Source organism: Mycobacterium neumannii, assembly GCF_048452905.1.
Lineage (GTDB): Bacteria > Actinomycetota > Actinomycetes > Mycobacteriales > Mycobacteriaceae > Mycobacterium > Mycobacterium neumannii_B.
The window spans coordinates 1,179,361-1,205,048 of sequence record NZ_JBCGVF010000003.1; the positions used below are offsets into that span (position 1 = coordinate 1,179,361).

Sequence of the window (25,688 nt, forward strand, 5' to 3'; positions counted from 1 at the left end):
GGGATGACGTTGGCCGACGTGGCGCGTTGGCAACCCGAGCAGATCGACGAGGTGTCCAAGGCGGCGGCGCACCGGGCCCGCACCAGCGGTGAGACGGCCGAGGCACTGCGCAACCTTTCGGTGTTCGGGACGTGGAAAGGCCGGTCCGGCGAGGCCGCGCAGCAGGCCATCGAGCAGTCGGCCACCAAGCTCGACACCACGCAGAAAGAAGCGATTCTGGTGTCGCTGGGCGCTCAGAAAGCCGCGGCCGATGCCCGCTCGGTCAAGAACGACCTCAACAGCCTCACCGAGTACGCGGCCGCAGCCCCGGCGGTGCAGCTCGACCTGAACACCGGCACGGTCACTCCTCCCGACACGACCGGGTGGACCGATGAGGAGATCGCGCAGCTCGAGAAGAAGATGGCCGAGGTGGAGAACCGCGCGGTCGCGGTGCTGGCCGCCGCAGAGGAGGTCGACGGCGACCTGGCCCGGGTGCTGTCCGCGGCCACCGGCGGCGATCCGGACACGCCCGCCGAGCAGGGCAGCGCCGACGGCGAATCGCTGCAGGACGGGGAGCTCACCCCCGAAGAGCTCGCCCGGCTCGAGGAGAACACCACGCTGACTCCGCAGGAGCAGGACGCGTTGGCGCGCGGTGAGCTGGTGCTGTCGGCCAGCCAGATGGACTACCTGAACCAGCTGTCGCGGTCGCTGGATGGCAAGAGCCCGGCCGAGATTCGCGCGATGGTGGACCAACTCGGCCCCAACGGAGGTCGCGTCGCCGACGCCCTGCAGCTGGTCTTCAACGAGAACATCACGGTCGCCGGAGTCAATCCCGACGCCAAACCCGGCGACGCCGGATACGTGCCCGCCCGCGGTGGTATGCAGAACCTGCCGTCGGGCATTCGCGAAACGTTCGAGGCGCCGCTGCGCGGGCCCACCGCCCCCACCGCCGGAACGAACGATAAGGGCAACCCCACCCTCGAGTGGCCCGACCCGTACAAGCCGTTCCCGCGCCTCGACGAGTACCGCGATGTCGCTGCGATCGTGTCCGCGGGTGACGCCAAGCTGCAGCAGGGCACCGCATTGGACGCCGCGCTGCTGGACAAGTCGGAGCAGATCCTGCAGAACATGCATGAAGCGCCCGATATCGCCTGGAAAGAGAACATCGGGCTGGGCCAGCGTCTCGTGGACCCGGCCGTGCAGGACATGCTCAACGCGGCCGGACGCGACCCGATGGCCGTCCACGGCGCGCTGGCCGGAGCGGACGGCAATACCCCCAACGGCGGCTTCATCGAGGACCTGTTCACGCATCAGTGGGCCGACAACGGTGCGGCGGCAGGCAATCTGCTCAACGGCACCGGCACCGGCGCCGTCCCGACGGATCTGACCGATCCCACCCAGGTCTTCCAGGCCGAGCGGGCGGGACAGACCATGCACGCGGTCGACAGTTGGGCCGGGGAGAACTCCGCCCGATTGCTCGATATCCCGGGGACCGACGGACAGTCGCTCGGACAGGTCAATCCCGACCTCGCGCGGGCGCTCGCCGACGCCAACAAGCCCTACATCGACGACATACTGGGTAATCCGCTCGACAACACCCGCGGTTTCGCGCCGCTCGACGATCTGAAGAATCCCGAGATGCCGGTCACCCGAGACCTTTTCGCGGTGATCGACACCGATCCCCAGGCCGCCGCCACGCTGAACAGCCAGGCCTACGTCAACGGGATGCAGTACCAGGCGAACTTCGAGCAGTCCATCATCGACGGAGGCACCGTCGAGACCGCGGATCTGCAGTCGGCGGGCACGCTGCGCGGCATCATCGACTCCGGCGCCAACATCGCCGACAACGACGCGATCAAATACGGCAATCTGCAAGAAGTCCGCGCGTATGAGAGCCGCCAAGAGTGGTTCGAGTTCGCCAAGACTGTCGGTGGTGAAATCCCCGGTGTCAAGACATTTCTCGAGTGGCACGACAAGATCGGAGGCGACATTATGCACGATATCTTCGTCGGGAATGCGCCGGTGCCGAACGACCCGACCTATATCGTCCAGGAGAGTTCCGAAGCGCTGCAGTACGCGGTCGCCCAGCGGTTGCTCGACAACAACATCGGCGATCCGCGGTTCTTCGCCGAGATCGGGTTGATCGATCCGGCCACCGGCCAGCTCAAGCCGCTCGAGAACGGCTTCGCCGACTTCCGGACCGCGCTGACCAACTACTTCAACGCAATCGATCCGACGGTGAAGATCGGCATCGAGGACTACGAGGACGCCTACCGGGACGCCCTGCCCCGGCCGCCCGCTCACACGGGATGACGTTCGCCTGACGGCGTCGTAAGTTTCACGTACGGTGGGGCCGTGGCCGAAGCCGACCGCAACCGCGTCATTGCCGCGACCCCGACGCAGATCTGGGATGTACTAGCCGATTTCGGCGCCATCGCGTCGTGGCTCGACGTCGACCACTCCTGCATCCTGACGCGGGGGCCGGACGGCGGGCTGGTCGGAACGGCGCGGCGCGTGCAGATCGGCCGCAACACGCTGGTCGAAACCGTCACGGAATGCGATCCGCAGTATGTCCTCGCCTATGAGATCGAGGGCCTGCCCAAGTTCTTGGGCACGGTCAGCAACCGCTGGAAACTCGAACCGACCAGCGGTGGCGAGACGGTCGTGACGATCACCAGCACCGTGCGGAAGGGGCGCGGCAGAACGCAGCAACTCGTCGAACGGTTAGCCAGCCGGGCGTTGGCCCGCGGATCCGACACCATGCTCGCCGCGCTGGCGAAGCGATTGGAGAACACCACATGACAGATCGGCCCGACATCATCATCGTGATGACCGACGAGGAGCGCGGGGTTCCGCCTTACGAGGCACCCGAGATCCTAGCCTGGCGTCGAGAGACGCTCACCGGTCGCAAGTGGTTCGACGAGCACGGCGTGAGCTTTCAACGGCACTACACGGGGTCGCTTGCCTGCGTGCCCAGCCGCCCGACGATCTTCACCGGCCAGTACCCCGACCTGCACGGCGTCACCCAGACTGACGGCATCGGCAAGGTCTATGACGACTCCCGCATGCGGTGGCTGCGCCCGAACGAGGTGCCCACGCTCGGCAACTGGTTCCGCGCAGCTGGCTACGACACGCATTACGACGGCAAGTGGCATATCTCGCACGCCGACCTGACCGACCCGTCCACCGGTGAGCCGCTGGCCACCAACGACGCCGACGGCGTCGTCGACCCGAAGGCGGTGCAGCGCTATCTCGACGCTGATCCCCTTGCACCGTATGGCTTTTCGGGTTGGGTCGGCCCGGAACCTCATGGCGCCCCGCTGGCCAACGCGGGACTCCGGCGCGATCCGTTGATCGCCGACCGCGTGGTGGCGTGGCTCAGGGACCGCTACGACCGCCGCCGTGCGGGAGACGTCGACGCCATGCGGCCGTTCCTGCTGGTGGCCAGCTTCGTCAACCCGCACGACATCGTGCTGTTCCCGGCGTGGCAGCGGCGCAGTCCGGTGCGTCCGTCGCCGCTCGACCCGCCGCCGATCCCGCCGGCGCCGACCGCCGACGAGGACCTGTCGACCAAACCCGCCGCGCAGATCGCCTACCGGGAGGCCTACTACTCGGGCTACGGACCTGCGCCGGCCATCGACCGCACCTACACGCGCCAGGCCCAGCGTTACCGCAACCTGTACTACCGCCTGCACGCCGAGGTCGACGCCCCGATCGACCGCGTGCGACGCGCAGTCACCGAGGGCGGCTCGCAGAACGCGGTGCTGGTCCGCACGTCGGATCACGGCGACCTGCTCGGCGCGCACGGCGGACTGCACCAGAAGTGGTTCAACCTGTACGACGAGGCGACGCGGGTGCCGTTCGTGGTGGCACGGATCGGTGAGCAGGCCACGCAGCCGCGGACGGTGACGGCGCCGACGTCGCATGTGGACATCGTCCCGACGTTGTTGGGCGCCGCCGGAGTCGACGTCGAGGCCGCTGCGGCGAAGCTGGCCGAAACCTTCTCCGAGGTGCACGACCTGCCCGGGCGCAATCTGATGCCGGTGGTCGACGGCGCAGCGGTGGACGAATCGCGAGCGGTGTACCTGATGACGCGCGACAACGTGCTCGAAGGTGACACCGGCGCATCCGGGATGGCCCGCAAGCTGAAGATGTCGACGAAACCCCCTGCGCCTCTGCGGATCCGAGTGCCAGCGCACGTTGCGTCGAACTTCGAGGGACTGGTGGTGCGCGTCGACGAGGCCGGCGGCCATGGGCATCTGTGGAAGCTGGTGCGGACGTTCGACGATCCGTCGACGTGGACGGAGCCGGGGGTGCGTCATCTCGCGGCCAACGGCATCGGCGGTGAGGCCTATCGGACGTCGCCGCTCGACGACCAGTGGGAGCTGTACGACCTGACCGACGACCCGTGCGAGGCCCGCAACCGGTGGACGGATCCGGACCTGCACGACCTGCGTCAGCACCTGCGCATGCAACTCAAGCAGGCCCGCGCGGAATCCGTCCCGGAGCGCAACAGTCCCTGGCCGTACACGTCACGCCGCTCTCGAATGTAAATCCCGGTTTCGGCCGTCAGGCGAACTTCAGCTCCGAAGCGGTTTCGGGGGCATCGTGGCTCGTCGCCGTGAGAAAGCGGTCCGGCAGGGCCAGTTTGTGGATCGTCCGAAGCGTCAGAAGGTATTGGCGCACGAGCGAGCCGCTGGTGTAGGGCAGGTCGTATTTGTCGCAGATGGCACGCACCCGCACGGCGACCTCTGCCAGGCGGTTGCTCGGAAGGTCGGGGAACAAGTGGTGTTCGATCTGGTAGCACAGGTTGCCCGTCGAGAACGCCAGTAACGGACCGGCGTCGATGTTGGCGGCGCCCAGCATCTGCCGCAGGTACCACTCGGCGCGGCTCTCCTCGTTGATGGCGTCGGCGGTGAATTTCTCGGCCCCGTCGGGGAAATGGCCGCAGAAGATCACCACATATGTCCAGAGGTTGCGTATGAGGTTCGCCAACGCGTTCGCGGCCAGCGCGCGACGCCAGCGCCGTCCACTCAGCGCGGGGAAGACCACGTAGTCCTTGACACCCTGGCGGGCGATCTTGCGGAGCAGCTTCCTTCTCTCCCGCGTGACCCGCACCGTGTCACCCTCGGCGCGGTCGCGCTCGGAATGGACGCCATGCAGCGCGATACCCCACTCGAAGATGGCCGCCAGCAGCAGGTTTCGCAGGGGCTGCAGCAGATGGACCGGTTGCCAGGGCTCGTCGCGGGTGATCCGCATGATGCCGAACCCGAGGTCGTCGTCCACACCGACCACGTTGCTGAACACGTGGTGGCGGTAGTTGTGCGAGTACCTCCATTGCGCCGAGACAGCGACCATGTCCCATTCCCAGGTAGTGGAATGGATTTCCGGATCGTTCATCCAATCCCACTGCCCATGGGACACGTTGTGGCCGATCTCCATGTTCTCGACGCACTTGGCGAACGCCAACGACGCCGTACCGAAGAGCCAGCCGGTGCGCGACCGGCTGACGCCGATGAGCAACCGCCCCGCCACTTCGAGCGCCCGTTGGAACAAGATCGTGCGCCGGATGTAGGCAGCGTCGCGTTCGCCGAGCGAGTCCTCGATATCACTGCGTATGGCGTCCAACTCGACACCGAGGGCCTCGATGTCCGCTTCGGTCAGGTGGGTGTAGGCACCGACGTCGGTGATTGCCAAAATGTGTCCTGTGTTCGTGCGGGTGGTGGAGCAGGCTCGCGTACGAGCCATTGGTGACAGCGGACCACCGGCCGGAATCGACGAAAGACAACGGCAGCACGTCGGCTGCGACCAGTCTAGAGAAAAATCGTCGGGGCGACGGCGGCGGTGTCAGCCGATCGATACCAGTTGGTCGATCGAGCCGTTGGGCAGCTCGCCGTCGACGACCGCCGTCACCAGCAACTTGTCCAGCGTGATAGCGCCGTTGTGGTTGGTCAGGAAGGCGATGTCGGCGGCATCGCGTCCGGCGGCGATACGCACCAACGACTGGCGCGGTGCCAGCAGCGTCGCGTCGACCACGCGCCAGGCGTCGTCAACGAGCGCCTCAGCGACCGCATGAAAGTCCATCGGGTACAGCCCGGGGGCATACACCGATACCACCCGGGCCGGGACGTTCACCGCCCGCAGCAGAGCCACGACCAGGTGCGCATAATCGCGACACACCCCCTCGCCGGCCAGCAGGGTGTCGGCCGCACCGTCGATCGGGTCGCTTGAGCCGGGGACATACTTCAGGCGGGTGCCGACCCAGGAGGACACGTTCTCGAGCAGGGTCGTCGAGTTGAGGTAACTACCGAACTCGGTCGCGGCGAAACCGTAGAACTTGTCGGCTTCGGCGTAGCGACTGGGACGCAGGTACATCAACCGGTCGTAGGGGGTGATGGGCGCGGGATCCGTCCGGCCGACGATCGTCGCGGCGTACTCCACCGTCAGCGTGCCTGTGGACACGGACAGGGTGTGTATGCGGTTTCCATGTGCGCCGCTGATCTCGGTCGGTTCGACGGGTTTGCCGTCGAGAAGAATTGAAAGCTGCTCGTGTACTTCGGCATTCGGATGCGGGGCGACGGCGATCTGAAATTCCAATTCGGTCGGATCGGTGATCTCGACCTGGAGTTCGACCCCGACCTGTCGCCGCATGAGCTGGGTCACGAGCCGGACGTGAGGAGGGAGTTTACCGTCGACTCGTTTCCGGTCGTGGCGGCGGCCATCGCGATCGTGTTAGCCGGCTGCCGTTGGTATCCGTCGAGACGGACGACTCGCCCGCCCACAACCGTCTTCCGCGGCGCCTCCGCCCAGTCGGCGAGGTTGTAGATCATCCGGGACACAGGTCCGAGACGAACCGAAAGAACGCGCAATCGAGGGATGCTCTCGGGCCCGTCGTGTCGTCGGGCGGAGACTGTGGGGGCTACTTGTACCGCCATGGAATGGTCCCGTCTGAGCCGTCGAACGGCTCCATCACTCAGCTCGGTGACGACACGATCTCAAATGGTCGCGTGCGAGATATCGCCGATAGCCGTTCAGCCTACGCCACTTGGCCCGTCATCGCCGACCTGAACTCAAATCCATTGGGCAGCAGCGAATTTCACTATTTCCGCTTCGGACCCACATACGAAAAGTGAGCTGGTGGGAATTCCCACCAGCCCACAGTCGTCGTGCAAGCTAGACGGCGGTTACGCCGATTGCCTGAGGCCCTTTGGCGCCCTGCTCGATGTCGAACTGAACGCGTTGGTTCTCCTCCAGCGACCGGAATCCATTTCCCTGGATCTCCGAATAATGAACGAAGACATCCTTCGCGCCGCCGTCGGGAGCGATGAAGCCGAAGCCCTTATCGCCGTCGAACCACTTCACAGTTCCCTGTGCCATACTTTTCAACTTCTCTCATTCTGAACGGATGTAGATAAACATCCACGTGAGACGCTATCACGCTCACCCCTCACCTCGTTCCGCGAGCGTGCGGGTCTGCAGCCGCCACGCCGCGGAATTTCGACAGTCTGCGCACGCTCGAGGCGGCGCGAGTGTGCGCATAACGCGATTGATTGCATACAACACGCCGTAATGATTGCTCGCGGACGCGTGTTTCAGACGACGGCGACAATCGCCAACTCTTTTACAGCGAACGATGGCCGAAAACCCTACTCACCAAAGCGAATCAAGGCGTACGGATATCTACCGGCACTAAGCGCACGCTCGTCGCATCGCGACGGTGCGCAAACCGCCGAGATTTCACGGCATGCCGCCTACAAACACGCGCGCTCGCGGCCCGCAAGACAACTACTGCGTCGAGTAGTCGAAGCTCAACCAGCGCTGCGGGCGCATCCGGATGATGACCGACGTCGACGTGAGGTTCTGGTCGGTGAAGGTGTTGCCTTCCTCTTCACCGAGGTAGCGGATGGCGATCTCGCGGACGACCCCGTCCTCGGCGGGTTCGATACCGGTCACGTCGCCCTCGGCGGTGACGTACCGATACGGCGGCGCCTCGTCCTGCGCGGTGATCGAGAACCGGCCGGCATCCTTGATCAGCTGGTGCTTGAGCGACGCCGACTCCGTCCACAACAGCACCTCACCGCCCGGCTGATAGCCGTACCAGATCGGCACGCTCAGCGGCGCCCGGTCGGGGCGCTCGACGGCGATGACGCCCACGTGGACGTCGGACAGGAACTTCTCGCGCTCATCGGTCGTCATCTTGGCCATAGCTCAGACAACCGCTGCGACCACGATCACATTCCCGCCGAGGTTCCGCGTCGTGGTCCCCGTCGCAGCGCCTAGCCTGGATGTGATGCTGACCGAGCTTATCGAGCTGCCCGCGGGCATCTTCGCGATGGGATCGGCCGACTTCTACCCGGAGGAGGCGCCCGTCCACGAGGCGACGGTCCAAGCGTTCTCGATCGAACGCCACCCCGTCACCAACGCGCAGTTCGCCGAGTTTGTCGCCGACACGGGTTACGTCACCCTCGCTGAGCAGGAGCTCGACCCCGCCGCTTATCCGGGCGCCTCGCCCGACGACCTGGTTCCCGGCGCACTCGTCTTCCGCCCGACCCGCGGTCCGGTCAACCTGCGCGACTGGCGGCAATGGTGGACCTGGGTACCGGGCGCCAGCTGGCGCCACCCGTTCGGGCCGGAATCCTCGATCGACGACCGCCCCGACCACCCCGTGGTGCAGGTCGCGTATCCGGACGCGTCGGCCTACGCCGCCTGGGCGGGCCGCCGCCTACCGACCGAAGCGCAGTGGGAGTACGCGGCGCGAGCCGGATCCCAATCCCGATACGCCTGGGGCGACGACGCGCAGCCCGACGGACGCCTGATGGCCAACGTATGGCAGGGCCGCTTCCCGTACCGCAACGACGGGGCCCTCGGCTGGGTGGGCACCTCGCCGGTGGCCACGTTCCCGCCCAACGCATTCGGACTCGTCGACATGATCGGCAACGTCTGGGAATGGACGACGACGCCGTACGCGCCACGCCACCGACCCGACACCCAGAAGTCGAGCTGCTGCGCGCCGCCCACCGGCGATCCGTCGAAATTCCAGACGCTCAAGGGCGGCTCACACCTCTGCGCACCCGAGTACTGCCATCGGTACCGGCCGGCCGCTCGGTCCTCTCAGTCGCAGGACAGCGCCACCACACACATCGGATTCCGCTGCGTCACCCCGTGACGTTGTGCGACAACATCTTCGCGGGCGAACCGATACACATGCGGACCTGACTTGTCGGACCCTGCGCATACAGTACGGGCATGATCACATCGGTCGCCATCGCGCTGGCCCGTCCGCGCGGGCCCTTGCTCCGCTATTCGGCATGCTCGCAGGACCGATGTTGGACTGGAACCGTGCGTGCGGACTCTGGTGACACGGCGATTCTCGACGTCGTACGCCGGGTCCGCGAGGAGGCCGGATGTGAGCGGATCCGGTTCGTGGTTCACCTGCCGCCGCGGAGCACGCTGTGGGCGCTGCGGGACGAGATCGCCTTGTTGATTCCCGGTGCGTATCTGGAGCGGCCGCGGCTTGCCGACGAGGAATTGGTGCGCGCGGCGTACGAAGGACTGCGGGTCGAAGCGTCGACCGCATGAGTCCGACTCTCGCCGGCCTGAATCAACGGCACCCGCAAGGCCTTTGCCGACGCAACGGTTTATTGACACAGACGCCAATCGGGCGTTGAGTCTAGGTGCCTTGGCGTCCGCATGAGGGCGCGCCGAGGCTTGCACCCGGCCGCCTGGCCCCGCGCAAACCGTATCGAAGGGGCTCGTCATGGCAGACGTGGACTATTGCGTCGTGGGTGCCGGATTCGCCGGTCTGACCGCGGCATTGCGCTTGAAGCAGGCAGGTCACTCGGTGGCGCTGCTGGAGGCCCGCGACCGCGTCGGTGGTCGCACATTCACCGAGGTGCGCGACGACGGGACCTGGATCGATCGCGGCGGCGCCTGGATCGGTCCCGGACAGGACGCGATCTACGCGCTCATGAAGGAATTCGGGGTGCCGAGCTACAAGCAGTACACCGACGGCGACGCGATGATGTTCGTGGGCGGCAAGAAGTACCGCTACACCGGAACGATCCCGCTGTCGATGAGCCCGTGGGCGGTCGCCAACATCGGCACGGTTTTTCTCGAGCTCACGCAGATGTGCAAGGCCATCCCGGTGGAGGCGCCGTGGACCGCGCGCAAGGCGCAGAAGTGGGACCAGACCAGCTGGGCGGCGTGGCTGGACAGGAACACGCTGTCCAAGCCCGCCCGCGAACTGCTGGAAAGCGCTGTCGCGGGACTGTATACGTCTGCGGCATCAGAGATCTCGTTGCTGTTCATGCTGTACCAGATGGCGTCGGCCGGCGGACCGAGCTTCGTGCTGGGCGTCAAGGACGCAGCCGAGGACGCGCGGCCGGTCGGCGGCATGGGCGCTATCCATCGTGCGGTCGCAGCCGAGCTCGGTGACATTATCCACCTGTCGCAACCGGTGCGCAGCGTCGAGCAGACTTCCGACGGGGTTAACGTGCGCTCCGACGACATGGTGGTCAACGCGCGCCGAGCGATCGTCGCGGTGCCGATCTCGATAGCAAGCCAGATCACCTATGAGCCAATGCTTCCCGCCGACCGATCATTTCTGCACCAACGCATGCCGAGCGGGGCGGTCTACAAGATCGCGCTGGTGTTCGACGAACCGTTCTGGCGAGCCGACGGCCTGTCGGGGCAGTCGTTCGGACCCGGATCACCCGCGAGCCTGACGATCGACTCGTGCACCGACACCGGCACTCCCGGAATGCTCACGGTGATCACCGAGGGTCCCGAAGCGCGCCGGTTGACCAACCTCGACGAGGACGAGCGCAGGAGCGCGGTCCTGGGCGCTGTCGCGGAACGTCTTGGTGACAAAGCGCTCAAACCGGTCGACTATGTCGAACAGAACTGGACCATCGAGAGGTACTCCGGCGGCGGGATGATCGCGCACGCCCCGCCGGGTGTGCTCACCGAGTTCGGACCCGCGCTGCGTGAGCCGTGCGGACGGATCCACTGGGCCGGCACCGAGACGTCAGCGGTGATGTACGGGTTCATCGACGGCGCCGTGCGTTCCGGCGAGCGCGCCGCGGCCGAGGTCATGGCCCGCGAAGCGATGGCTATGGCTTGACCGAGGGGTCGTGCGCGTCGCGCCACGCCTGCCATATTTCGGGGCGCAGCCGACCGCGGTCGGGTACCGGCAGGCCCGCGTCGCGCGCCCACGCGCGGACTTCGGCGGTGCTCGGTTCGGACTCCGCACCCGCCGGCGCAGGTATTGCGATGTCGATTCGCTCCCCCGAGATGCGCTGTTGCGCAGCTTCTTCAGTGAGCGCCCAAGTGTGCGCGGCAGCGAGGAAGCGGTAAGTCCATTCCTCGGCGAGCTGGCGAGTCTCGCAGAACACCACCGGCACACTCGGCCACCGAATCTGCAACTCGGCGAGGGCGTCGGCGACCACGGCGGGGCGGACGAAGTTGTGCCGGAACAGTTGCGAGTAGCGGTCTTCGACCACAACCGCTGCGCGCGGGAGTGCCGAGAGATGGGCGACCTGAAAGCGAAGCTTGCCGCTGGTCAGACCGGACACGAGATCGGGTAGTGATTTTCGTTCCACGCTGGCCACCAGCGAGCCGTCCACGGTGATCCCGTAGTCACCGCATGGCAGTGCCCGCTTCACGATGCTGACCTGTTGCGAGCTGAAGGTGTAGGCGTACCGCTCATGCGCATCCACCAGCACCTGCAACTCTTCGATACCTTGAGCGCGTGCGGTCGGCGTTCGCACGTTGGGGCGCGCTTGTTTACGGGTGCGCGGCGACTGCCAGAACACCACCTCGCGGCCCCGGGCAGTGGTGAACACGATCTGGGAGCGGTTCTCGCGCCCGCGCTGCAGAATGACATCGATGGCCGCGCCACGGCGCTGACACGATTGCAGCGGAAGCCGTTCGATGACCTCGGCGTCGGCGGGCCACTCGTCAAGACTCATCGGGTGGCAGTACAGCGCTTTGACGCGCGGCCACGTGCCCGAGGTCCGGAAGACCAGATCCCCGCCCGGTTGCGGAAGTCGCAACAGATACCGCAGCCGGGAATCGGGCTGCGGGTTCGCCGCGATCAGCAATTCCGCCACGCGCTCCAGTGTGCCGCGTGCGGGCGGGATTCGGCAGAGCCGAATCCCGCCCCGTAGATCAGGCGATGAGGACTGCCACGTCGCTGTGCAGATGCGCCAGGCCAGAGTCGAGCGTCGCCAACTGCGCGCTGAGGCCACGAGGTACTGTCCGACCGGTGAGCGGGGATCTGATCCTCACCGACGAGTTCCGGGAGGCCTTGGCGCTCCTGGCCGGCGGCAAGCATCTGTTTCTCACGGGCAAGGCGGGCACCGGCAAGTCGACGCTGATCCGTCGCTTCATGGCGGAGACCGACCGCAACGTCGTGGTGGTCGCGCCGACGGGGATTGCAGCGCTCAACGTCGACGGCTACACCATTCACCGGCTGTTCGGCTTCCGTACGACGACGACGCTGAGCGACGTCACCGGCGGTCAGTACCGGCCGGGCCGATTCGCCAGGACGCTGGCGTCGCTGCAGACATTGATCATCGACGAGGCCTCCATGGTCCGCGCCGACGTCTTCGACATGGTCGCCACGGCGCTGGAGCGCTACGGACCGGAGCCGGGCGTGCCGTTCGGCGGCGTGCAGATCGTGCTCGTCGGCGACCTGTACCAGCTTCCACCGGTGGTCGGCGACGGCGAAGAAACCTACTTCTCGACGGTCTATGAGACTCCCTACTTCTTCTCGGCCCGCAAATTCGCCCGCGAGGACTTCCTCACGATCTCGTTGACGACGGTCTTCCGCCAGCTCGGCGACGACCGGATGACCGCGATTCTGAACGAGATTCGCGAAGGCGTCCTGCTCGGCCACGCCCAGGAGCAGCTCAACGCCCGCGCCGACAACGACTTCATCCCGCCCGACGACGAGTTCTGGCTGACGCTCGCGCCGACCAATCGGCTCGTGACCGCACGCAACCGCCAGCATCTCGAGCGGCTCGACGGCGACGAGATGATGCACCGCGCCCGCGAGTCCGGGGACCTGTCGCTGTTCGACAAACCGATCGAGGACGAGCTGCGGTTCAAGGTCGGCGCGCAGGTGATGATGCTCAACAACGACCAGGGCGACCGGTGGGTCAACGGCTCGATCGGGCGAGTCGTCGGCGTCGGCTACGACCGCTACGGCGTCGTCGTCGAGGTCGAGTTCGCCGACGGATCATGCGCTGAGGTCACGCCGTTCACGTGGGAGGCGACGCGCCCGGTGGTCGACGGCGGCACGCTGCGTCGTGAGGTGATCGGCACGTTCACGCAGCTGCCGTTCAAGCTGGCGTGGGCTATCACGATCCACAAGAGCCAGGGGCAGACGCTGGAGCGGGTCGTCGTCGATCTCACCGGCGGCATGTTCTCCACGGGTCAGTTGTACGTGGCATTGAGCCGGTGCACCTCGCTGGCGGGGTTGGTGCTGAAACGCCCTGTGCTGCCGAAGGATTTGAAGACCGACCGGCGCATCGCCCGCTTCCTGCGCAGCTCGATCAGCGGTACCGCGGCGCGCAAGTACTGCGCGATCGGCATGCTCACCGTCGGCGACGAAGGACGGATGTCGCGGCCGCGGCCGGTGGAGCTGGCGGTGGCCTTCGACGACGGGACCGCCGTCTCCACGCTGGTCAACCCCCAGCGTGATCTGGCCGACGCGCGAAACGCCTACGGCATCAGCGTGTCCGATGTACTGCTGGCACCGACGCTGCGCGAAGCCTGGGCGGTGATCGCGCCGATGCTGGCCGGCTGCACGCCCGTCGCGCCGGGAGTGGACGAGACGCTCGGACTGATCGACTTCGAGCTCAAACGACTCGGCCACGTCACGCCGATGCCGCTGGGCGTCGAACTGCGCGGAGCGCGCGTGACAGGGCGGACGGCGTTGGAACGTGCGCGGTCGGCGCTGGGGGCGTTGGCTGCCGCGGACGTCGAGGAGGGTTCGTCGCCGTTCGAGGAACCCGAACCGGCGGAGTCGGTTTCGGGCCTACTGGTCAGCCGCGACCCGGACGTGCCGACGCCGACGGCCGAGCATCTACCCGGGTTGTCGGCGCTGTTGAGGATCAGCCGCGACGTGGGCGCGGTGCTGTTGGGCGCATCGGTGCACCGGGACCTCGACTCGTCGTGGGATGCGGCGGCGCGGTCGACGGTCGCGGATCAGTTGCGTGCGGCGGCCTCCCGGACGTTGCTGCCCGACGACGTGGTGGCGCGCCTGCACGCGATTTCGGAGCTGCTGGGCGTCGACGTGGTCGGCGACGCGGAGTTGGTCGCCCGCCACGACATCGGCGAAGCACTGGCGCCCGGCGCGCGGATCTGTTTCACGGGAACGGCTTTGGACCCGAACGGCCGCGTGGTGGAACGCGACGAAATCGAGCGGATGGCTGCGAGGGCGGGCCTGAAACCGGTGCGGTCGGTGACCAAGACACGGTGCGAGGTGCTGGTCACGGCCGAGGCGGGCACGCAGTCGGGTAAGGCGCGCAAGGCGCAGGAGTACGGCAAGCCGGTGTTCACCGCCGAGGAGTTCTTTGCCTGGCTGGCCGATCGCTAACCGGGTTTCAGGCGCACCATGGCCTCAACTGGTTCGCAATCTCTGGTACGTCGTCGATCACACCCGAAGCGATGGTGATCATGAAGTCGAAACGAGCGTCCTCGCCTGCCGTCACCCTCTCACCGTTGAGGCCGAGGAACACCTGACACGCCGTCCACGCCAGCCGCCTGTTGCCGTCGACGAGTGCATGATTGCGGCAGAGGGAATGCAGCACGGCAGCCGCCTTGGTGTGGATGTCGGGATAGGCGTCGGCCCCGGCGACGGTGGTCTTGGGCCGCGCCACCGCCGATTCCAGCAAGCCGTAGTCCCTGACCACCACCTCACTGGAGATCGCCCACGCCGCGATCAGCAACAAGTCATCGAGGTCCAGGTAGACGGTCATGTGTCTGCGAGTCGCCGCAGCACACCTTGTTCACGTTCGATTACCCTGTCTAACACTGTCTTTACGTCGTTTTGATGCGCGCGGCGCTCGATATACTCGTCGATGGCTGACAGCGCCACCGCTTGCATGGAACGCCCCTCGGCCTCGGCCTGTCGGCGAAGCGCTTCCGCCTGCTTCTCGCTGGTCCGCAATGTCATGCCCATGCGCGTGACGATACCACTTTGATACCACGCGTCCCGCTCGGCGATGTCACCCACGAGAAGTAACGTCGGCTCATGGCGAACGTGAAGACGCGCGTCGCCCGCGCGGCAGATGCGGTGCTGGCCGAACGAGGAGCGGTCCGAACCATCGACGTTCTCGTGGAACTGGGCTGGCTTGCGCAACCGAACGTCGAGCGGTGGGAGCGGGGCCGAGTTCCGCGGCTGGAGATGTGCGTACAGGTCGGCGGCGACAAGGTCGTGGAAGCCGCGGAGGCATTGCGGCGCTGGGCCGAAGAGCGCGGGCTCGAACAGCGTGAGGCCACCTATGGCGATCTGGTCTTCACCGCCGACGGCGACCCCGACGTCGAACAGGCCTACCGCACGTATTTGGCGACGGCGGGCCACGTCGAACCGGTGCGCGAACAGCCGCGTCCCCGCGACATTGTCGTGATCTCGCCGCACAACCCCTGGGACTGTTCCTCGTGCGGCGACGCTCATGACCCCGGCGATCTGCTGGTCCAGGGCACGGCCGGCACCCTGTGCCTCGACTGCGCCGACCTCGGCCATCTCGAATTCCTGCCGTCCGGTGACGCCGCGCTCACCCGTCGCGCCAAGAAGGCCAGCCGGTTGTCCGCGGTCGTGGTGCGCTGGGCCAGGCGACGTCATCGCTACGAACGACAGGGCGTCCTGGTGGAGTCGGCAGCCATCGAACAGGCCGCGCGAGAATGCCTGTCGGACGCAGACTTACGGGCAAGGCGCCGCGATCGCGACAGGATTCGTCGCGCCGATGAGGACGTGCGCTTTCAGGGCGAGTTCGCCGCCGCGATCCGTGAGCAGTTCCCCGGGTGTCCCCCGGACCGTGCGGAGGCGATCGCGATGCACACCGCGGCCCGCGGCAGTGGCAGGGTGGGCCGCAGCGCTGCGGCACGGAGTTTGGCCCCCGAAGCGGTCCGACTTGCCGTCGCCGCGTCGATCCGCCATATCGACACGGAATACGACGACCTGCTCATGTCGGGTGTCGATCGCGATAGCGCCAGGGCGCGGGTGTACGACCGCGTCGAGGATGTCCTCACCGCCTGGCGTGAGGGTGTCACGATGCTCGACACATGACTATCGCCGTTCGTCGCGGCGGGCGAGCAGCTCCCGCAGCGTCGGCAAGACGCGTCGATACTTCGGCCGGGCGGCGGCCTGCTCCGCGCGGATCACGTCGGCGAGCGATGCGATTTCGACTGTCACACCGTAGATTTAGGTCGAGATCTGTTATATACCGTCGGCCTCCGGGAGCGCGTCCTGCCGGTGGAAGTGCCGCCACAACCGCGCGCCACCCGAGAGCGCAACGAGCACCCCGACGCCGCCGATCACGATGCCGGCGAACAGCGACAGGAACATCGGATCGACGGAGTCGCCGGTGGTTCCGGCGCCGAAGATGCCGCCGACCAGAAACCCGAACAGCGGCGCCAGCACGGCGACCGCCGTTCCCAGCAGTGCCCGCCACAGGCCGGGTGGCGTCGGCTCGAGTACGACGGGACGCCCGTCGTCCAAGGCGTCGTCCGTCTCGCCGACCGTCGCGGGGTCAGGTGTGGTGCTACTCATCGGATTTCACACTCCTGATGTGGGGAACCGCCTCACTGGGGCCGCCGGCGTCGACGGCCTTGTCCGACCGTGAACCTTCGAGGAACGGGCGCACGATGTCCATGGGGATCGGGAAGACGACGGTGGAGTTCTGATCGGCGCCGAGTTCGAGCAGCGTCTGCAGATAGCGCAATTGCAGCGACGCCGGGCTCTCGCTGAGCGTGATCGCCGCATCGCGCAGTTCTGTCGACGCCTGCAGTTCGCCGCGCGCGCTGATCACCTTGGCGCGCCGTTCCCGTTCGGCCTCGGCCTCGCGGGCCATCGCGCGCTGCATCATCTCGGGGATCTCGACATCCTTGATCTCGACGACCTCGACGACGATCCCCCATGGTTCGGTCTGTTTGGCGATCGACGCCGCGAGGTCCTCGTTGAGATCGGCGCGGTGCGCGAGCAGCGTGTCGAGGTCGGCGCGGCCCACGACCGAACGCAGCGTGGTCTGCGCGATCTGCGACGTCGCGATCGCGAAATTCTCCACGGCCATCACCGATTTCGTCGGATCGGTCACCCGGAACAGCACCACGGCGTTGACGCGCGCGGTGACGTTGTCGCGGGTGATGACCTCCTGCGGCGGGATCGTCAGCGTCACCGTCCGCAGGTCGACGCGCACGAGCTTGTCGACGCCCGGCAGCACGACGACGATGCCGGGTCCCAGCGGCCCACGCAGCCGGCCAAGACGAAACGCCACACCACGCTCGTACTCCTTGACCACGCGTATCGATGCGACCGCAGCCGCCAGCAGCACGATCGCGAAGAAAACCACAACCACCATCCAGGCGTCCATCAGAGCACCTCCCGCGGCTCGTTCCGCCGGTCGGACGCATACGAGCTCCGACGCCGGATCTCCGCTTCTGCCAGCCGCTTTCGTTCCTCGAGGTTCTCGTCGAGCGACTGGAACACCACCCCGTCAGGAACGGCCGGGGTGCGTCGCAGGTGCGACCACAGCGGCAGACTCATCACACCGACCACGACCGCGGAGCCCAACAGCAGCAGCGCCTCCGGTGCGGTGTCGGCAGCCAGGGCCGTCGCCAACGGCAGGATCACCGCGATGGCGCTGACGGCGCAGGCGATTCCGCGGTGGAAGCGCGCGGCCTCCGATGCCGGCCAACTGTCGATCGCGCGGCTCACCTCGCGACCGTCGTGCGACGAGGTACAGGTGTGCTTGACCGGGCAGGCGTTGCAGATCGACGGGGTCCCCCGGTAGCGCATGACCCGGTTGTCGGGGTCAAAGGACGTGGGCCACAACCACTGATCCTCCGGACACTGCCAGGCATCGTGGTCTTCGTGGTAGACGAACGCGCCCGTGCGGTGCCCCTCGACCTTGGCCGCGGCGTGGCGGGCGAAGGTGTCGATGCCGTACGCGATGGCGACGAGAACGACCGCGTAGCCGATCGTCAGCCACGCGGCGATCCCGATGCCGGCGATCACGGGCCCTCACCGCTTTCGTCGGGCGTCACCCGTCGGTCCGACGCATAACGGCTGCGTCCCGGTACCGCCATACCGGTGCGGTCCTCCTCGGCGTGGGCGTGTTCCTCGACGAACAACGTCTCGGCGGGCAGCGTGTGCGTGGTCGCCTTGATGCCGTATCGCACACCGAGCCAAGCGATCCAGAGGAACGGCAGGACACCCCCGAGGATGAACAGGAAGTCACCGGGCATGCGCAGCCACTCGAGCACCACGTTGCCCGACTGGGTGATGTAGTTCAGCGTGCGGGCCTCGTAGTAACCGTCGTTGACCGAGTGCCACAGTTGCAGCACACCGAGTGGCAGCAGCGTGGCGAACACCATCCACGCCAACCCGATGTTGAGCGACCAGAACGACAGCTTCGCCAGCTTCTCCGGCCAGCGTTGCGGCGGGATGATGTAGCGCAGCGCGAACAGCGCCAACCCGACGGCGAGCATGCCGTAGACGCCCATCATCGCGCCGTGCGCGTGGTTTGCTGTGAGCGCGGTGCCGATCTGGTAGTACGACACGATCGGCAGGTTGATCAGGAAGCCGAAAATGCCTGCGCCGACGAAGTTCCAGAAGCCGACGGCGACCAGGAACATCACCGCCCACCGGTGCGGGAACGGCGCGCTGCTGCGCGACTGCTGCCGCGAGCCCAGCTGCAGGAATGTCCACGCCTCGACGGTGAGGAATGTCAGCGGGATGACCTCCAGCGCGGAGAAGAACGCGCCAAGAGCCATGTGCTCCACCGGTGTTCCGGAGAAGTACAGGTGGTGCATCGTGCCGATCACACCGCCCATCGAGTACAGGATGACGTCGAGGAAGATCAGCTGGATCGCGATCTTGCGCCGCACCACACCCAGCATCACGAAGATGTAGGCGACCATGACCGTGGTGAACAGCTCGAGGAAGTCCTCGACCCACAGGTGCACCACCCAGAACCGCCAGAATTCGGCGACGGTCAGATGGGTTTCGGTACCGGCGAGCATGCCGACGGCGTAGAACGCCGGAATGGCCAGCCCCGCGTAGAAGAACAGCCACGGCATGTTCAGCTTGCTCTCGGTCTTCAGCCGCGAGCGGATCGCGCGGAAGATGATCGCCATCCACAGGAACAGCCCGATCACGAGCAGCGCCTGCCAGAAGCGCGGCAGGTCAAGGTATTCCCACTGCTGGTCGAAGAAGATCGAGCCCTTGGCCCAGTCGACACCGAAGGTGCTCAGCGCCGTGCCGATCAGGGTGCCGGCCACGACGACGAACAACGCGCCGAGCAGGCCGTAGGTCAGCCAGGACTGTCGGCGCGGTTCGCGGCCGGAGATGATCGGCGCCAAGAAGATTCCGGCGGCGAGGAAGGACGCCGCTGTCCACAGCAGCGACAGCTGGACGTGCCAGGTCCGCGCGAGGTTGAACGGCAGAATCTGGGCCAGGTCCAGACCGAAGAAGTTGCTCAGCTCGGCGCGGTAGTGCTCGATGGCGCCGCCCAGTATCGCCTGGCCGAGGAAGAGCACCGCGACGACGAGGAAGAACCACGCGGTCGCCTTCTGCGACGGGGTGATCGCGACCTCACCGGGTTGGCGGAACCTCAGGGACGGGGTTTCGGTTGCGTGCCAACCGATCTTGCGGCTCCACCGGCCGTAGAGGGCGAACAGCGCGCCGAGCCCGGCGAGCAGCGCGATGAGCGACATCGCCGACCAGACCAGGATGTCGGCCGTGGGGGTGTTGTTGACGCGGTGTTCGGGTGGCCAGTTGTTGGTGTAGGAGTAGGAGTGGCCGTCACGCTGGGCGGCACTGGCCCAGGCCGTCCAGCTGAAAAATGCTGTCAGCTCCTTGATTTCCTGCGGGTCGGTGATGACCTGCGGGATGAGGCCGTACTCGGTGGAGTCGGTGCCGAAGAAGTCGGCGTAGTAGTCGCGGATCTTCTCGAAGGCGCTCACCTGCTCGGCGGTGAACTGCAGCGTTCCGGTGGCCTCGTCGTAACGGTTGGTCCGCATCATCTCGACGACGGCGGCGGTCGGATCCTGCACTCCGGCGTCGCGCAGCTCCTGGCCGACGTGGTCGGCCGACAGGCGAAGGTATTCGGCGGTGTAGTCGGGTCCGAGATAGCCGCCGTGGCCCATCACCGACCCGTACTGCTGCAACCCGCGGCGCAGGAAGATCTGCTGTCCGGCGGTGATGTCCTGCTCGGTGTAGAGCGTCTGGCCGTCGGGTCCGACGACACGCTGTGGCTGCGGCATCGAGTCGGAGTAGGTGCGGGCGGCCAGCATACCCATGATCAGGAAGCCGAACACCATGACCAGGGCGACGCCCTGGACCCAGCCTTTGGAGATGGCGAGTTCCGCCTTGCTCGGCGCGGGCTCCAAGAACTGGTCTGTCACGGCTATCCCTTCCGACGACATCGGATTCACCATCGCAGCGTGTAGCCAAAGTAACGAAAGGCATCGCGAAAGTGGTGGAGGTTCCGAGAGTTCGCGTCGGCCTTGGCGGTTGCTAAGCAAAGGCTAGCCAAAGTTGGCGTGGCAGACGGGTGGTCGGGCTAGGGTGCGACTGTGCACGTCGACGTGATGACGACCCCGCAACCGCTCCAGGATATCGGCGAGCTGGCCCGACGGACGCAGACAGCCGGGTTCTCCGGACTGCTGTTCACCGAGACCGGGCGCACGCCGTACATGAACGCGGCGGTGGCGGCGCAGGCGGCGCCGGGACTCGAGTTGTCGACGGGCGTCGCGGTGGCGTTTCCGCGCAGCCCGTTCGTGACGGCAGCGACGGCGTGGGAGTTACAGGAGGCCTCGGGCGGGCGCTTTCGTCTCGGCCTGGGCACACAGGTGCGCACCCATGTCGTGCGGCGTTACGGGATGGAGTTCGAGCGACCCGGTCCGCGGTTGCGGGACTACGTGCTGGCGGTGAAGGCGTGCTTCCATGCGTTCCGCACAGGCAAGCTGGAGCACCGCGGCGACTTCTACAGCCTGGACTTCATCACGCCGCAGTGGAGCGCGGGGCCGATCGATGCGCCGGACCCGAAGGTCGATGTCGCGGCGGTCAATCCGTGGATGCTGCGGATGGCGGGCGAGGTGGCCGATGGGATCCATGTGCATCCGCTCGGCGAGCCCGGGTACATCGAGCGGCATGTGATGCCGAATCTGGCTGAGGGAGTGGAGAAGTCGGGCCGCTCAGTTGACGACATCGCGGTGATCGCGCCGGTGATGACGATCGTCGGCGACACCGATGAAGAACGCGATCGCGAGCGGGAGCTGGTGCGCACCAGCATGAGCTTCTACGGCAGCACACCGAACTACGCCTTCATCTGGGACGAGGCCGGGTTCGAGGGCACGACGGCGCGGATCCGCGAGAAGCAGAAGGCGGGCGATTTCGCGGGCATGGCGGCCTGCATCACTGACGAACACATCGCGACGTTCGCGACCGAGTCGACGTGGGATGGGTTGGCGGACGCGCTGATCTCACGGTACGGCGGGGTGGCATCACGCGTGGTGCTCTACAACGCGTTGGCCGATCCGGAACGGTTCGAGCGCTACGGCGAGGTGGCGCAGCGAATTCGGACACGATAAGTGGGGCGCTCAGCGGACTCGCCTTGACCGGGTCACCATTGGCTGCCACATACGGTGCAGGTCCAGTTGTCCTTTCGACGGGCGCAGCCGCGGTAGTCGTCCCACGGCGGGAAGTCCAGATGGAAGACCTCTCCGAACTGTGCGCTTTGCGTGCGTTGGGCGCCGCAGTAGGGACACCGCGGATGCTGGGCGAACAGGAAGTCGATCAGGCTTGTGAAGCCGCCGTCGCGCATGGCGGTGTCGCAGCGCAAGCACAGTACGCCGGGCCAATCGGCGGGAAGTTCTGGCAGCCAACACTTGTCGGGTATCGGGCCGTAGAAGTAACTGGGCACGTTGGTGGCTTCCATGATCACCGGCTGGGGTTGCGGCCGCTCGGGAAAGTCGACCGTGCGGATGCGGAAGGCGTCGCGGGCACGCTCGCCGAGCAGGTCGAGGACGGCTCCGCATCCGGTGCACCGGCCGCAGGAGTGCAGGAGGGTGGCCGCCGCGGCCATCGTCGAATGGCCGAACCGCGTCGAACGCTTGCCGTCGGCGTCGCAGTCGGTCAGCGCGAGGACCATGCGCGTGGCCGCGTCGCCGCGAAGCTGCCACACCTTGCGGGGGTCCTCGTCGCCGGCGAACCTGACCACCCGCGCCAGGGTGCCGAGGTCCACCAGGCCGGGGCTGGGCAGGCCCCAGGTGATCTCGGCGCGGTCGAAGCGGCCGTCGGGACCGATGCGACCGAGTCGCGTCATGACCGACGGCGGGTCGGTGTTCAGAACGATGGCCACCGGGTCGCCGATGTGGGCTTCACCGAAGCCGTAGCGCCACGGCCGGTACGACGAGCGATCCTCCAGAAGAGTGATCACCGCGTCCTTCCAGTCGGCTCCCTCGACGATGTGAAGACGTTCGATTGCAGTTTGCGTCACTACACCATTATTCCAGGTGCATATGACATTTCACTGATTCAGGCGTTTGCTGATCGGGTCACCAGAGGACGGCGATGGCCGCGGCGGCGAACGACAGGACGCCGATCGACCAGAACATCGGGCGCGGTATCGGGTTGCCGGTGCGCTTCTGGCGGGCGCTGCCCATGCCGAGGAGTCCGCCGAGGATCACGAGGATGACCAGTTTGATCCCGATCTTCGCATAGTTGAGTTCGATCCCGGCGGGCCACGGCGCGGCGAGAGCGAGGCCGGTGAGCAGCGAGAGCAGAAGGCCGTAGTCCATGGCGCGGGTGGTGCGGAAGCGCCGGGCCAGGGCCTCGGCGGCCCAGCCGCCGAACGTGATCGCGAAGCCGACGATGTGCAGCAGTACAACTACGTTGCGTAGTAGTTCCATGGGATGAGCTTAACGCTTGGCCGAAGATTCCCGGGGACGAAATTGCTGCGTTGGCGGCCCGTCGGGCGGTGTTAGTGTGCGGCTGACGCTGGAAAAGGGGGCATGGTGTCTGACTCGAACGAGCCGCTGAAGGTCGATCCGACCGAGCTGCGCATGGTCGCAGACCGGCTCGACGGCCAGGCGAGCGGGTTTCAATCAGCGCACCAGGCGGCACATTCACGAGCGGGGAACACCGCTCTCGGATCGGGGTCGGCAGCCGCCGCGTTGCCGAAGATGCTGGCGGCGTGGGAGTCCGACGGCGCACGGTTCGCCGGCGATTTCGCCAAACACGCGCAGGGACATCGCGAGGCGGCAGACAGTTATGTGCGCACCGACGCCGGTGGCGCCGAGGCGGTAGAAGACGCCGGCTCTGCGATGTGAGGTGCGGGCATGGCGCTGAGCCTTGGGGAGCTCAAACAGTGGCCTCCCGAGATCGCCGACGTGGCCCAGGCAGCACGCGAGGCCGCGGACAATCACACCGGCTCGGCTGAGTTCTATCGTTCGCTGATCACGGTGTCGACCTGGGAGGGCCAGGGCGCAGAGGCCGCGAAGTCGGCGATGACGGCCACGGCCGCAGACCACGAAGCGGTGGCCGACAATCTCGGCGCGGCGGCTCAAAGGATGGAGAACGTCCACCGCGACGCGGAGGCCCTCGCCGAGACGATCAAGGGCATCCTCGACGATGCCGCCGCCCAACCGGCAGTGGGCATCGATGAGTCCACCAATCAGGTGATCCCGCCCGATACCAGCCACATGACCGAGGAGTACGCCGCGCAAGTGGCGGCCAAGGTCACCGACCTCAGGGAGCGCATCGCGGATGCGCTCGCCGACGGTGAGCGCATCGACACCGAGTTGGCGGGTGCGATCACCGCGGCCAGCGGTGAACGGGTGGTGAGAACGGCCGGGTCGCTGGAGGACATGCTGCTGCCTGCGACTGGCGGGCGGCGTGATGGACCGAAGCTGGACGAGCAGTCGTCGACGCCGAAGAATCTCGATGAAGCACTGGACCGGATCGCCGAACCTGGCCAACCAGCGCAGCCGGTGCGGTTGGACCCGGCCGCGGTCAAGCAGTTCAAGGACCTCGCGCGCGAAACGATGTTGCACAGCGGGGTTCCGCCCGAGCAGATCGAACAGCGGCTCGACGCGATGGTCGCCGCAGCGCACAAACCGCTTGCCCCAGTCAAGACGCCCGAACGCGATGCAATGCCGAAACCCAGCTTCGAGGACGGCTTCGCCGACGGCTGGTTCGGCACCGAAGAGAGCATCAAGAATCTCATCGGGGCGAACGGGTTGGAGGACTTGAAAGAGTCGTGGACGGACCTGGCCAAGGGCACCTGGGAACGGGTGACGAACCCGATCGACTCGATGAAGGAGGATATCGAGCACCTGACGAAATACCCCGAGCACTATCTCGGTGAGGTCGCCGGCAGTACGGCCCTCACCGCGCCGAGCGCGATGTTCGGCGGCGAAGCCGCCCTCGGAGCGCGCGCTGCGATCCCCGATGACGTTATCGACATGCCAAGTCACACAGGCACAGTCGAGCACTCGACTCCGCTTGCTGATCTTCCGAGCCACACCGAGGCGCCATTGGCGACCGGTCATCCGCCACTGCCGCTGGGCGACGCGGGTTACTCACCCGATGCGCCCCTTGTTGCCTCGAACCTGAACGAAGCGTTCGTGAACGGAAGCCCGACGACAGATCTCGCTCGCGAGGTCGCGCAACTATCCACCCACCGATTCGGCGACGTAGATCGCGTCGTTCTTGGCAAATGGGATGGTCTTGACGGTGGATACATCGGCGAGGCTCGCGCTAATGGCGGGATCTATTACGACACGGGACCAGACACCTGGAACGCAATCGGCGACGGCCTCAGCAAGCCTGACGCAAACGCGGTCGGATGGCTCGTCAACGAGCAGTTCCTCAAGACCCAGATGGAAAGCGGTGTTGCCCGTATCGACTACATAGTCGAGGGCACGCGTTTTTCCTCAGTGGATGACGTTGTCCGAACCGACCCAGATTCGTTCTCCGCAATGGAGATAAAGTATTTGGTGCAGAATGCGCCATCATATGGATACGAGCGAGTTGGTAATTCATGGGTGAAAAAGGAAGGCTGACATAGATGGCCGACGACTTCTCAGATCAAGTGCAGTCTATTGTCGGGCCTCTTTTGTCCGAACTCGGCTTCAGACTCGATGGCGTTGACCTCAACGTTGACGAAGGCGGCAGGCTAGGCGCTGTTGTTTACTACCGGTCGGCAGACTGCAAGATACAGGTCTACCAATCCGCACGCGAGGGCAGTACAAATTGCATGATCGCGCCACTCGATGCGCCTAACGTATTCGGACCTCATGACAGGTCACTCAGCTGGCAGTACTTGACAAAATTCGTCCCCTTGCCGGATACGCCTCTCGAGGAGTTGGTTGAGTCGGTCAGCTTCAAGCCAAAGACGACAGCCGAGCAATTGCGTTGGGTTCGCGACATCATCGGCGAACACTTCGAAGCCGCGCGCGCCGGCATCCTCGGGCGGTGA

General features: G+C 66.2%; 27 protein-coding genes and 1 pseudogene. 12 read left to right on the plus strand and 16 right to left on the minus strand.

Annotated elements, in window-relative coordinates; all coding sequences use genetic code 11:
• The first annotated feature begins 3 nt into the window (after window positions 1-3).
• From AAHH99_RS12040 to AAHH99_RS12050, 3 genes are read left to right on the plus strand one after another with little or no spacing between them, the layout of a single operon-like run.
• Window positions 4-2,292: a hypothetical protein gene (locus tag AAHH99_RS12040; RefSeq protein ID WP_418769605.1), complete on the plus strand. Its 2,289-nt coding sequence runs from the start codon at window positions 4-6 to the stop codon at window positions 2,290-2,292.
• Window positions 2,293-2,334: 42 nt separating this feature from the next.
• Window positions 2,335-2,781, plus strand: a complete 447-nt coding sequence (locus AAHH99_RS12045) for an SRPBCC family protein (RefSeq protein ID WP_418768815.1) — start codon at window positions 2,335-2,337, stop codon at window positions 2,779-2,781.
• Window positions 2,778-4,532, plus strand: a complete 1,755-nt coding sequence (locus AAHH99_RS12050; RefSeq protein WP_418768816.1) for a sulfatase-like hydrolase/transferase — start codon at window positions 2,778-2,780, stop codon at window positions 4,530-4,532. The genes AAHH99_RS12045 and AAHH99_RS12050 overlap by 4 nt, the downstream gene beginning before the upstream one ends.
• Window positions 4,533-4,548: 16 nt before the next feature.
• Here the strand turns inward: AAHH99_RS12050 and AAHH99_RS12055 are convergent, their stop codons facing one another.
• The 5 genes from AAHH99_RS12055 to AAHH99_RS12075 all read right to left on the minus strand — a co-directional run bounded on the left by AAHH99_RS12055 (window position 4,549) and on the right by AAHH99_RS12075 (window position 8,184).
• Window positions 4,549-5,676, minus strand: coding sequence for a fatty acid desaturase family protein (locus AAHH99_RS12055; protein WP_418768817.1), 1,128 nt, complete (start codon window positions 5,674-5,676; stop codon window positions 4,549-4,551).
• Window positions 5,677-5,826: 150 nt separating this feature from the next.
• Window positions 5,827-6,630, minus strand: coding sequence for a transglutaminase-like domain-containing protein (locus tag AAHH99_RS12060; RefSeq protein WP_418769606.1), 804 nt, complete (start codon window positions 6,628-6,630; stop codon window positions 5,827-5,829).
• An 8-nt stretch (window positions 6,631-6,638) separates the two neighbouring features.
• Entirely contained in the window at window positions 6,639-6,914 is a 276-nt protein-coding gene (locus AAHH99_RS12065) for a DUF5994 family protein (RefSeq protein WP_418768818.1), read from the minus strand.
• A 238-nt stretch (window positions 6,915-7,152) separates the two neighbouring features.
• Window positions 7,153-7,356, minus strand: coding sequence for a cold-shock protein (locus tag AAHH99_RS12070; RefSeq protein ID WP_059165242.1), 204 nt, complete (start codon window positions 7,354-7,356; stop codon window positions 7,153-7,155).
• Between the two features lie 408 nt (window positions 7,357-7,764).
• Entirely contained in the window at window positions 7,765-8,184 is a 420-nt protein-coding gene (locus AAHH99_RS12075) for a pyridoxamine 5'-phosphate oxidase family protein (RefSeq protein ID WP_418768819.1), read from the minus strand.
• Between the two features lie 85 nt (window positions 8,185-8,269).
• On the opposite strand from AAHH99_RS12075, the gene AAHH99_RS12080 reads away from it, so the two are divergent.
• From AAHH99_RS12080 to AAHH99_RS12090, 3 genes are all read left to right on the plus strand, one after another.
• A complete protein-coding gene (locus AAHH99_RS12080) occupies window positions 8,270-9,145 on the plus strand; it encodes a formylglycine-generating enzyme family protein (RefSeq protein WP_418768820.1) in 876 nt (291 codons plus the stop codon).
• Window positions 9,146-9,225: 80 nt separating this feature from the next.
• On the plus strand, window positions 9,226-9,558 hold the full coding sequence (locus AAHH99_RS12085) for a hypothetical protein (RefSeq protein ID WP_418768821.1): 333 nt from the start codon (window positions 9,226-9,228) through the stop codon (window positions 9,556-9,558).
• A gap of 178 nt (window positions 9,559-9,736) precedes the next feature.
• The gene (locus tag AAHH99_RS12090) at window positions 9,737-11,101 is read left to right on the plus strand and encodes a flavin monoamine oxidase family protein (protein WP_418768822.1); all 1,365 of its coding nucleotides are present in this window, start codon (window positions 9,737-9,739) and stop codon (window positions 11,099-11,101) included.
• Here AAHH99_RS12090 and AAHH99_RS12095 read toward each other — a convergent pair.
• Window positions 11,091-12,089: an ERCC4 domain-containing protein gene (locus AAHH99_RS12095; RefSeq protein WP_418768823.1), complete on the minus strand. Its 999-nt coding sequence runs from the start codon at window positions 12,087-12,089 to the stop codon at window positions 11,091-11,093. The two genes, AAHH99_RS12090 and AAHH99_RS12095, sit on opposite strands and share 11 nt — an antisense overlap.
• Before the next feature lie 58 nt (window positions 12,090-12,147).
• A pseudogene (locus tag AAHH99_RS12100) lies at window positions 12,148-12,228 on the minus strand (VapC toxin family PIN domain ribonuclease); the annotation flags it as partial.
• Window positions 12,229-12,244: 16 nt separating this feature from the next.
• Here AAHH99_RS12100 and AAHH99_RS12105 point away from each other — a divergent pair.
• Entirely contained in the window at window positions 12,245-14,581 is a 2,337-nt protein-coding gene (locus AAHH99_RS12105; protein ID WP_418768824.1) for an AAA family ATPase, read from the plus strand.
• A 7-nt stretch (window positions 14,582-14,588) separates the two neighbouring features.
• Here the strand turns inward: AAHH99_RS12105 and AAHH99_RS12110 are convergent, their stop codons facing one another.
• Together AAHH99_RS12110 and AAHH99_RS12115 are read right to left on the minus strand one after the other, a co-directional pair.
• The gene (locus AAHH99_RS12110; RefSeq protein WP_418768825.1) at window positions 14,589-14,963 is read right to left on the minus strand and encodes a type II toxin-antitoxin system death-on-curing family toxin; all 375 of its coding nucleotides are present in this window, start codon (window positions 14,961-14,963) and stop codon (window positions 14,589-14,591) included.
• Window positions 14,960-15,166 (minus strand): CopG family transcriptional regulator, encoded by a 207-nt coding sequence (locus tag AAHH99_RS12115; protein WP_418769607.1) that lies wholly within the window; start codon window positions 15,164-15,166, stop codon window positions 14,960-14,962. Before AAHH99_RS12115 ends, AAHH99_RS12110 begins: the two co-directional genes overlap by 4 nt.
• Before the next feature lie 72 nt (window positions 15,167-15,238).
• On the opposite strand from AAHH99_RS12115, the gene AAHH99_RS12120 reads away from it, so the two are divergent.
• On the plus strand, window positions 15,239-16,273 hold the full coding sequence (locus tag AAHH99_RS12120; RefSeq protein ID WP_418768826.1) for a DUF2293 domain-containing protein: 1,035 nt from the start codon (window positions 15,239-15,241) through the stop codon (window positions 16,271-16,273).
• Here the strand turns inward: AAHH99_RS12120 and AAHH99_RS12125 are convergent, their stop codons facing one another.
• From AAHH99_RS12125 to AAHH99_RS12145, 5 genes are read right to left on the minus strand one after another with little or no spacing between them, the layout of a single operon-like run.
• A complete protein-coding gene (locus tag AAHH99_RS12125; protein ID WP_418768827.1) occupies window positions 16,274-16,399 on the minus strand; it encodes a hypothetical protein in 126 nt (41 codons plus the stop codon).
• A gap of 24 nt (window positions 16,400-16,423) precedes the next feature.
• On the minus strand, window positions 16,424-16,756 hold the full coding sequence (locus tag AAHH99_RS12130) for a hypothetical protein (RefSeq protein WP_418768828.1): 333 nt from the start codon (window positions 16,754-16,756) through the stop codon (window positions 16,424-16,426).
• Window positions 16,749-17,564 (minus strand): SPFH domain-containing protein, encoded by an 816-nt coding sequence (locus tag AAHH99_RS12135; protein WP_418769608.1) that lies wholly within the window; start codon window positions 17,562-17,564, stop codon window positions 16,749-16,751. Before AAHH99_RS12135 ends, AAHH99_RS12130 begins: the two co-directional genes overlap by 8 nt.
• An 11-nt stretch (window positions 17,565-17,575) precedes the next feature.
• Window positions 17,576-18,220 carry a hypothetical protein gene (locus tag AAHH99_RS12140; protein WP_418768829.1) on the minus strand — a complete coding sequence of 215 codons (645 nt, stop codon included), beginning with the start codon at window positions 18,218-18,220 and terminating at the stop codon, window positions 17,576-17,578.
• Window positions 18,217-20,610, minus strand: coding sequence for a nitric-oxide reductase large subunit (locus tag AAHH99_RS12145; RefSeq protein WP_418768830.1), 2,394 nt, complete (start codon window positions 20,608-20,610; stop codon window positions 18,217-18,219). Before AAHH99_RS12145 ends, AAHH99_RS12140 begins: the two co-directional genes overlap by 4 nt.
• Window positions 20,611-20,781: 171 nt before the next feature.
• Between AAHH99_RS12145 and AAHH99_RS12150 the strand changes: the two genes are divergently transcribed.
• Complete coding sequence (locus AAHH99_RS12150; RefSeq protein ID WP_418768831.1) at window positions 20,782-21,798, plus strand: TIGR03617 family F420-dependent LLM class oxidoreductase; 1,017 nt, start codon at window positions 20,782-20,784, stop codon at window positions 21,796-21,798.
• A gap of 32 nt (window positions 21,799-21,830) precedes the next feature.
• Here AAHH99_RS12150 and AAHH99_RS12155 read toward each other — a convergent pair whose 3' ends face one another.
• Together AAHH99_RS12155 and AAHH99_RS12160 are read right to left on the minus strand one after the other, a co-directional pair.
• Window positions 21,831-22,706, minus strand: coding sequence for a hypothetical protein (locus AAHH99_RS12155; protein ID WP_418768832.1), 876 nt, complete (start codon window positions 22,704-22,706; stop codon window positions 21,831-21,833).
• A gap of 58 nt (window positions 22,707-22,764) precedes the next feature.
• Window positions 22,765-23,118, minus strand: a complete 354-nt coding sequence (locus AAHH99_RS12160) for a Fe-S protein (protein ID WP_418768833.1) — start codon at window positions 23,116-23,118, stop codon at window positions 22,765-22,767.
• Between the two features lie 102 nt (window positions 23,119-23,220).
• On the opposite strand from AAHH99_RS12160, the gene AAHH99_RS12165 reads away from it, so the two are divergent.
• From AAHH99_RS12165 to AAHH99_RS12175, 3 genes are all read left to right on the plus strand, one after another.
• Window positions 23,221-23,538 carry a type VII secretion target gene (locus tag AAHH99_RS12165; RefSeq protein ID WP_418768834.1) on the plus strand — a complete coding sequence of 106 codons (318 nt, stop codon included), beginning with the start codon at window positions 23,221-23,223 and terminating at the stop codon, window positions 23,536-23,538.
• A gap of 177 nt (window positions 23,539-23,715) precedes the next feature.
• A complete protein-coding gene (locus AAHH99_RS12170; RefSeq protein ID WP_418768835.1) occupies window positions 23,716-25,272 on the plus strand; it encodes a hypothetical protein in 1,557 nt (518 codons plus the stop codon).
• Window positions 25,273-25,277: 5 nt separating this feature from the next.
• The gene (locus tag AAHH99_RS12175; RefSeq protein WP_064400414.1) at window positions 25,278-25,688 is read left to right on the plus strand and encodes a hypothetical protein; all 411 of its coding nucleotides are present in this window, start codon (window positions 25,278-25,280) and stop codon (window positions 25,686-25,688) included.

Excerpts from the sequence above, each read along its gene's own strand:
- AAHH99_RS12090 (WP_418768822.1), top strand. The coding sequence starts at position 9,737 with ATGGCAGACGTGGACTATTGCGTCGTGGGTGCCGGATTCGCCGGTCTG.
- AAHH99_RS12065 (WP_418768818.1), bottom strand. The coding sequence starts at position 6,914 with ATGGCGGTACAAGTAGCCCCCACAGTCTCCGCCCGACGACACGACGGG.
- AAHH99_RS12175 (WP_064400414.1), top strand. The coding sequence starts at position 25,278 with ATGGCCGACGACTTCTCAGATCAAGTGCAGTCTATTGTCGGGCCTCTT.
- AAHH99_RS12170 (WP_418768835.1), top strand. The coding sequence starts at position 23,716 with ATGACGGCCACGGCCGCAGACCACGAAGCGGTGGCCGACAATCTCGGC.
- AAHH99_RS12050 (WP_418768816.1), top strand. The coding sequence starts at position 2,778 with ATGACAGATCGGCCCGACATCATCATCGTGATGACCGACGAGGAGCGC.
- AAHH99_RS12075 (WP_418768819.1), bottom strand. The coding sequence starts at position 8,184 with ATGGCCAAGATGACGACCGATGAGCGCGAGAAGTTCCTGTCCGACGTC.
- AAHH99_RS12130 (WP_418768828.1), bottom strand. The coding sequence starts at position 16,756 with ATGAGTAGCACCACACCTGACCCCGCGACGGTCGGCGAGACGGACGAC.
- AAHH99_RS12110 (WP_418768825.1), bottom strand. The coding sequence starts at position 14,963 with ATGACCGTCTACCTGGACCTCGATGACTTGTTGCTGATCGCGGCGTGG.
- AAHH99_RS12085 (WP_418768821.1), top strand. The coding sequence starts at position 9,226 with ATGATCACATCGGTCGCCATCGCGCTGGCCCGTCCGCGCGGGCCCTTG.
- AAHH99_RS12080 (WP_418768820.1), top strand. The coding sequence starts at position 8,270 with ATGCTGACCGAGCTTATCGAGCTGCCCGCGGGCATCTTCGCGATGGGA.
- AAHH99_RS12070 (WP_059165242.1), bottom strand. The coding sequence starts at position 7,356 with ATGGCACAGGGAACTGTGAAGTGGTTCGACGGCGATAAGGGCTTCGGC.
- AAHH99_RS12135 (WP_418769608.1), bottom strand. The coding sequence starts at position 17,564 with ATGGTGGTTGTGGTTTTCTTCGCGATCGTGCTGCTGGCGGCTGCGGTC.
- AAHH99_RS12060 (WP_418769606.1), bottom strand. The coding sequence starts at position 6,630 with ATGCGGCGACAGGTCGGGGTCGAACTCCAGGTCGAGATCACCGATCCG.
- AAHH99_RS12115 (WP_418769607.1), bottom strand. The coding sequence starts at position 15,166 with ATGGGCATGACATTGCGGACCAGCGAGAAGCAGGCGGAAGCGCTTCGC.
- AAHH99_RS12120 (WP_418768826.1), top strand. The coding sequence starts at position 15,239 with ATGGCGAACGTGAAGACGCGCGTCGCCCGCGCGGCAGATGCGGTGCTG.
- AAHH99_RS12040 (WP_418769605.1), top strand. The coding sequence starts at position 4 with ATGACGTTGGCCGACGTGGCGCGTTGGCAACCCGAGCAGATCGACGAG.
- AAHH99_RS12160 (WP_418768833.1), bottom strand. The coding sequence starts at position 23,118 with ATGGAACTACTACGCAACGTAGTTGTACTGCTGCACATCGTCGGCTTC.
- AAHH99_RS12165 (WP_418768834.1), top strand. The coding sequence starts at position 23,221 with ATGGTGTCTGACTCGAACGAGCCGCTGAAGGTCGATCCGACCGAGCTG.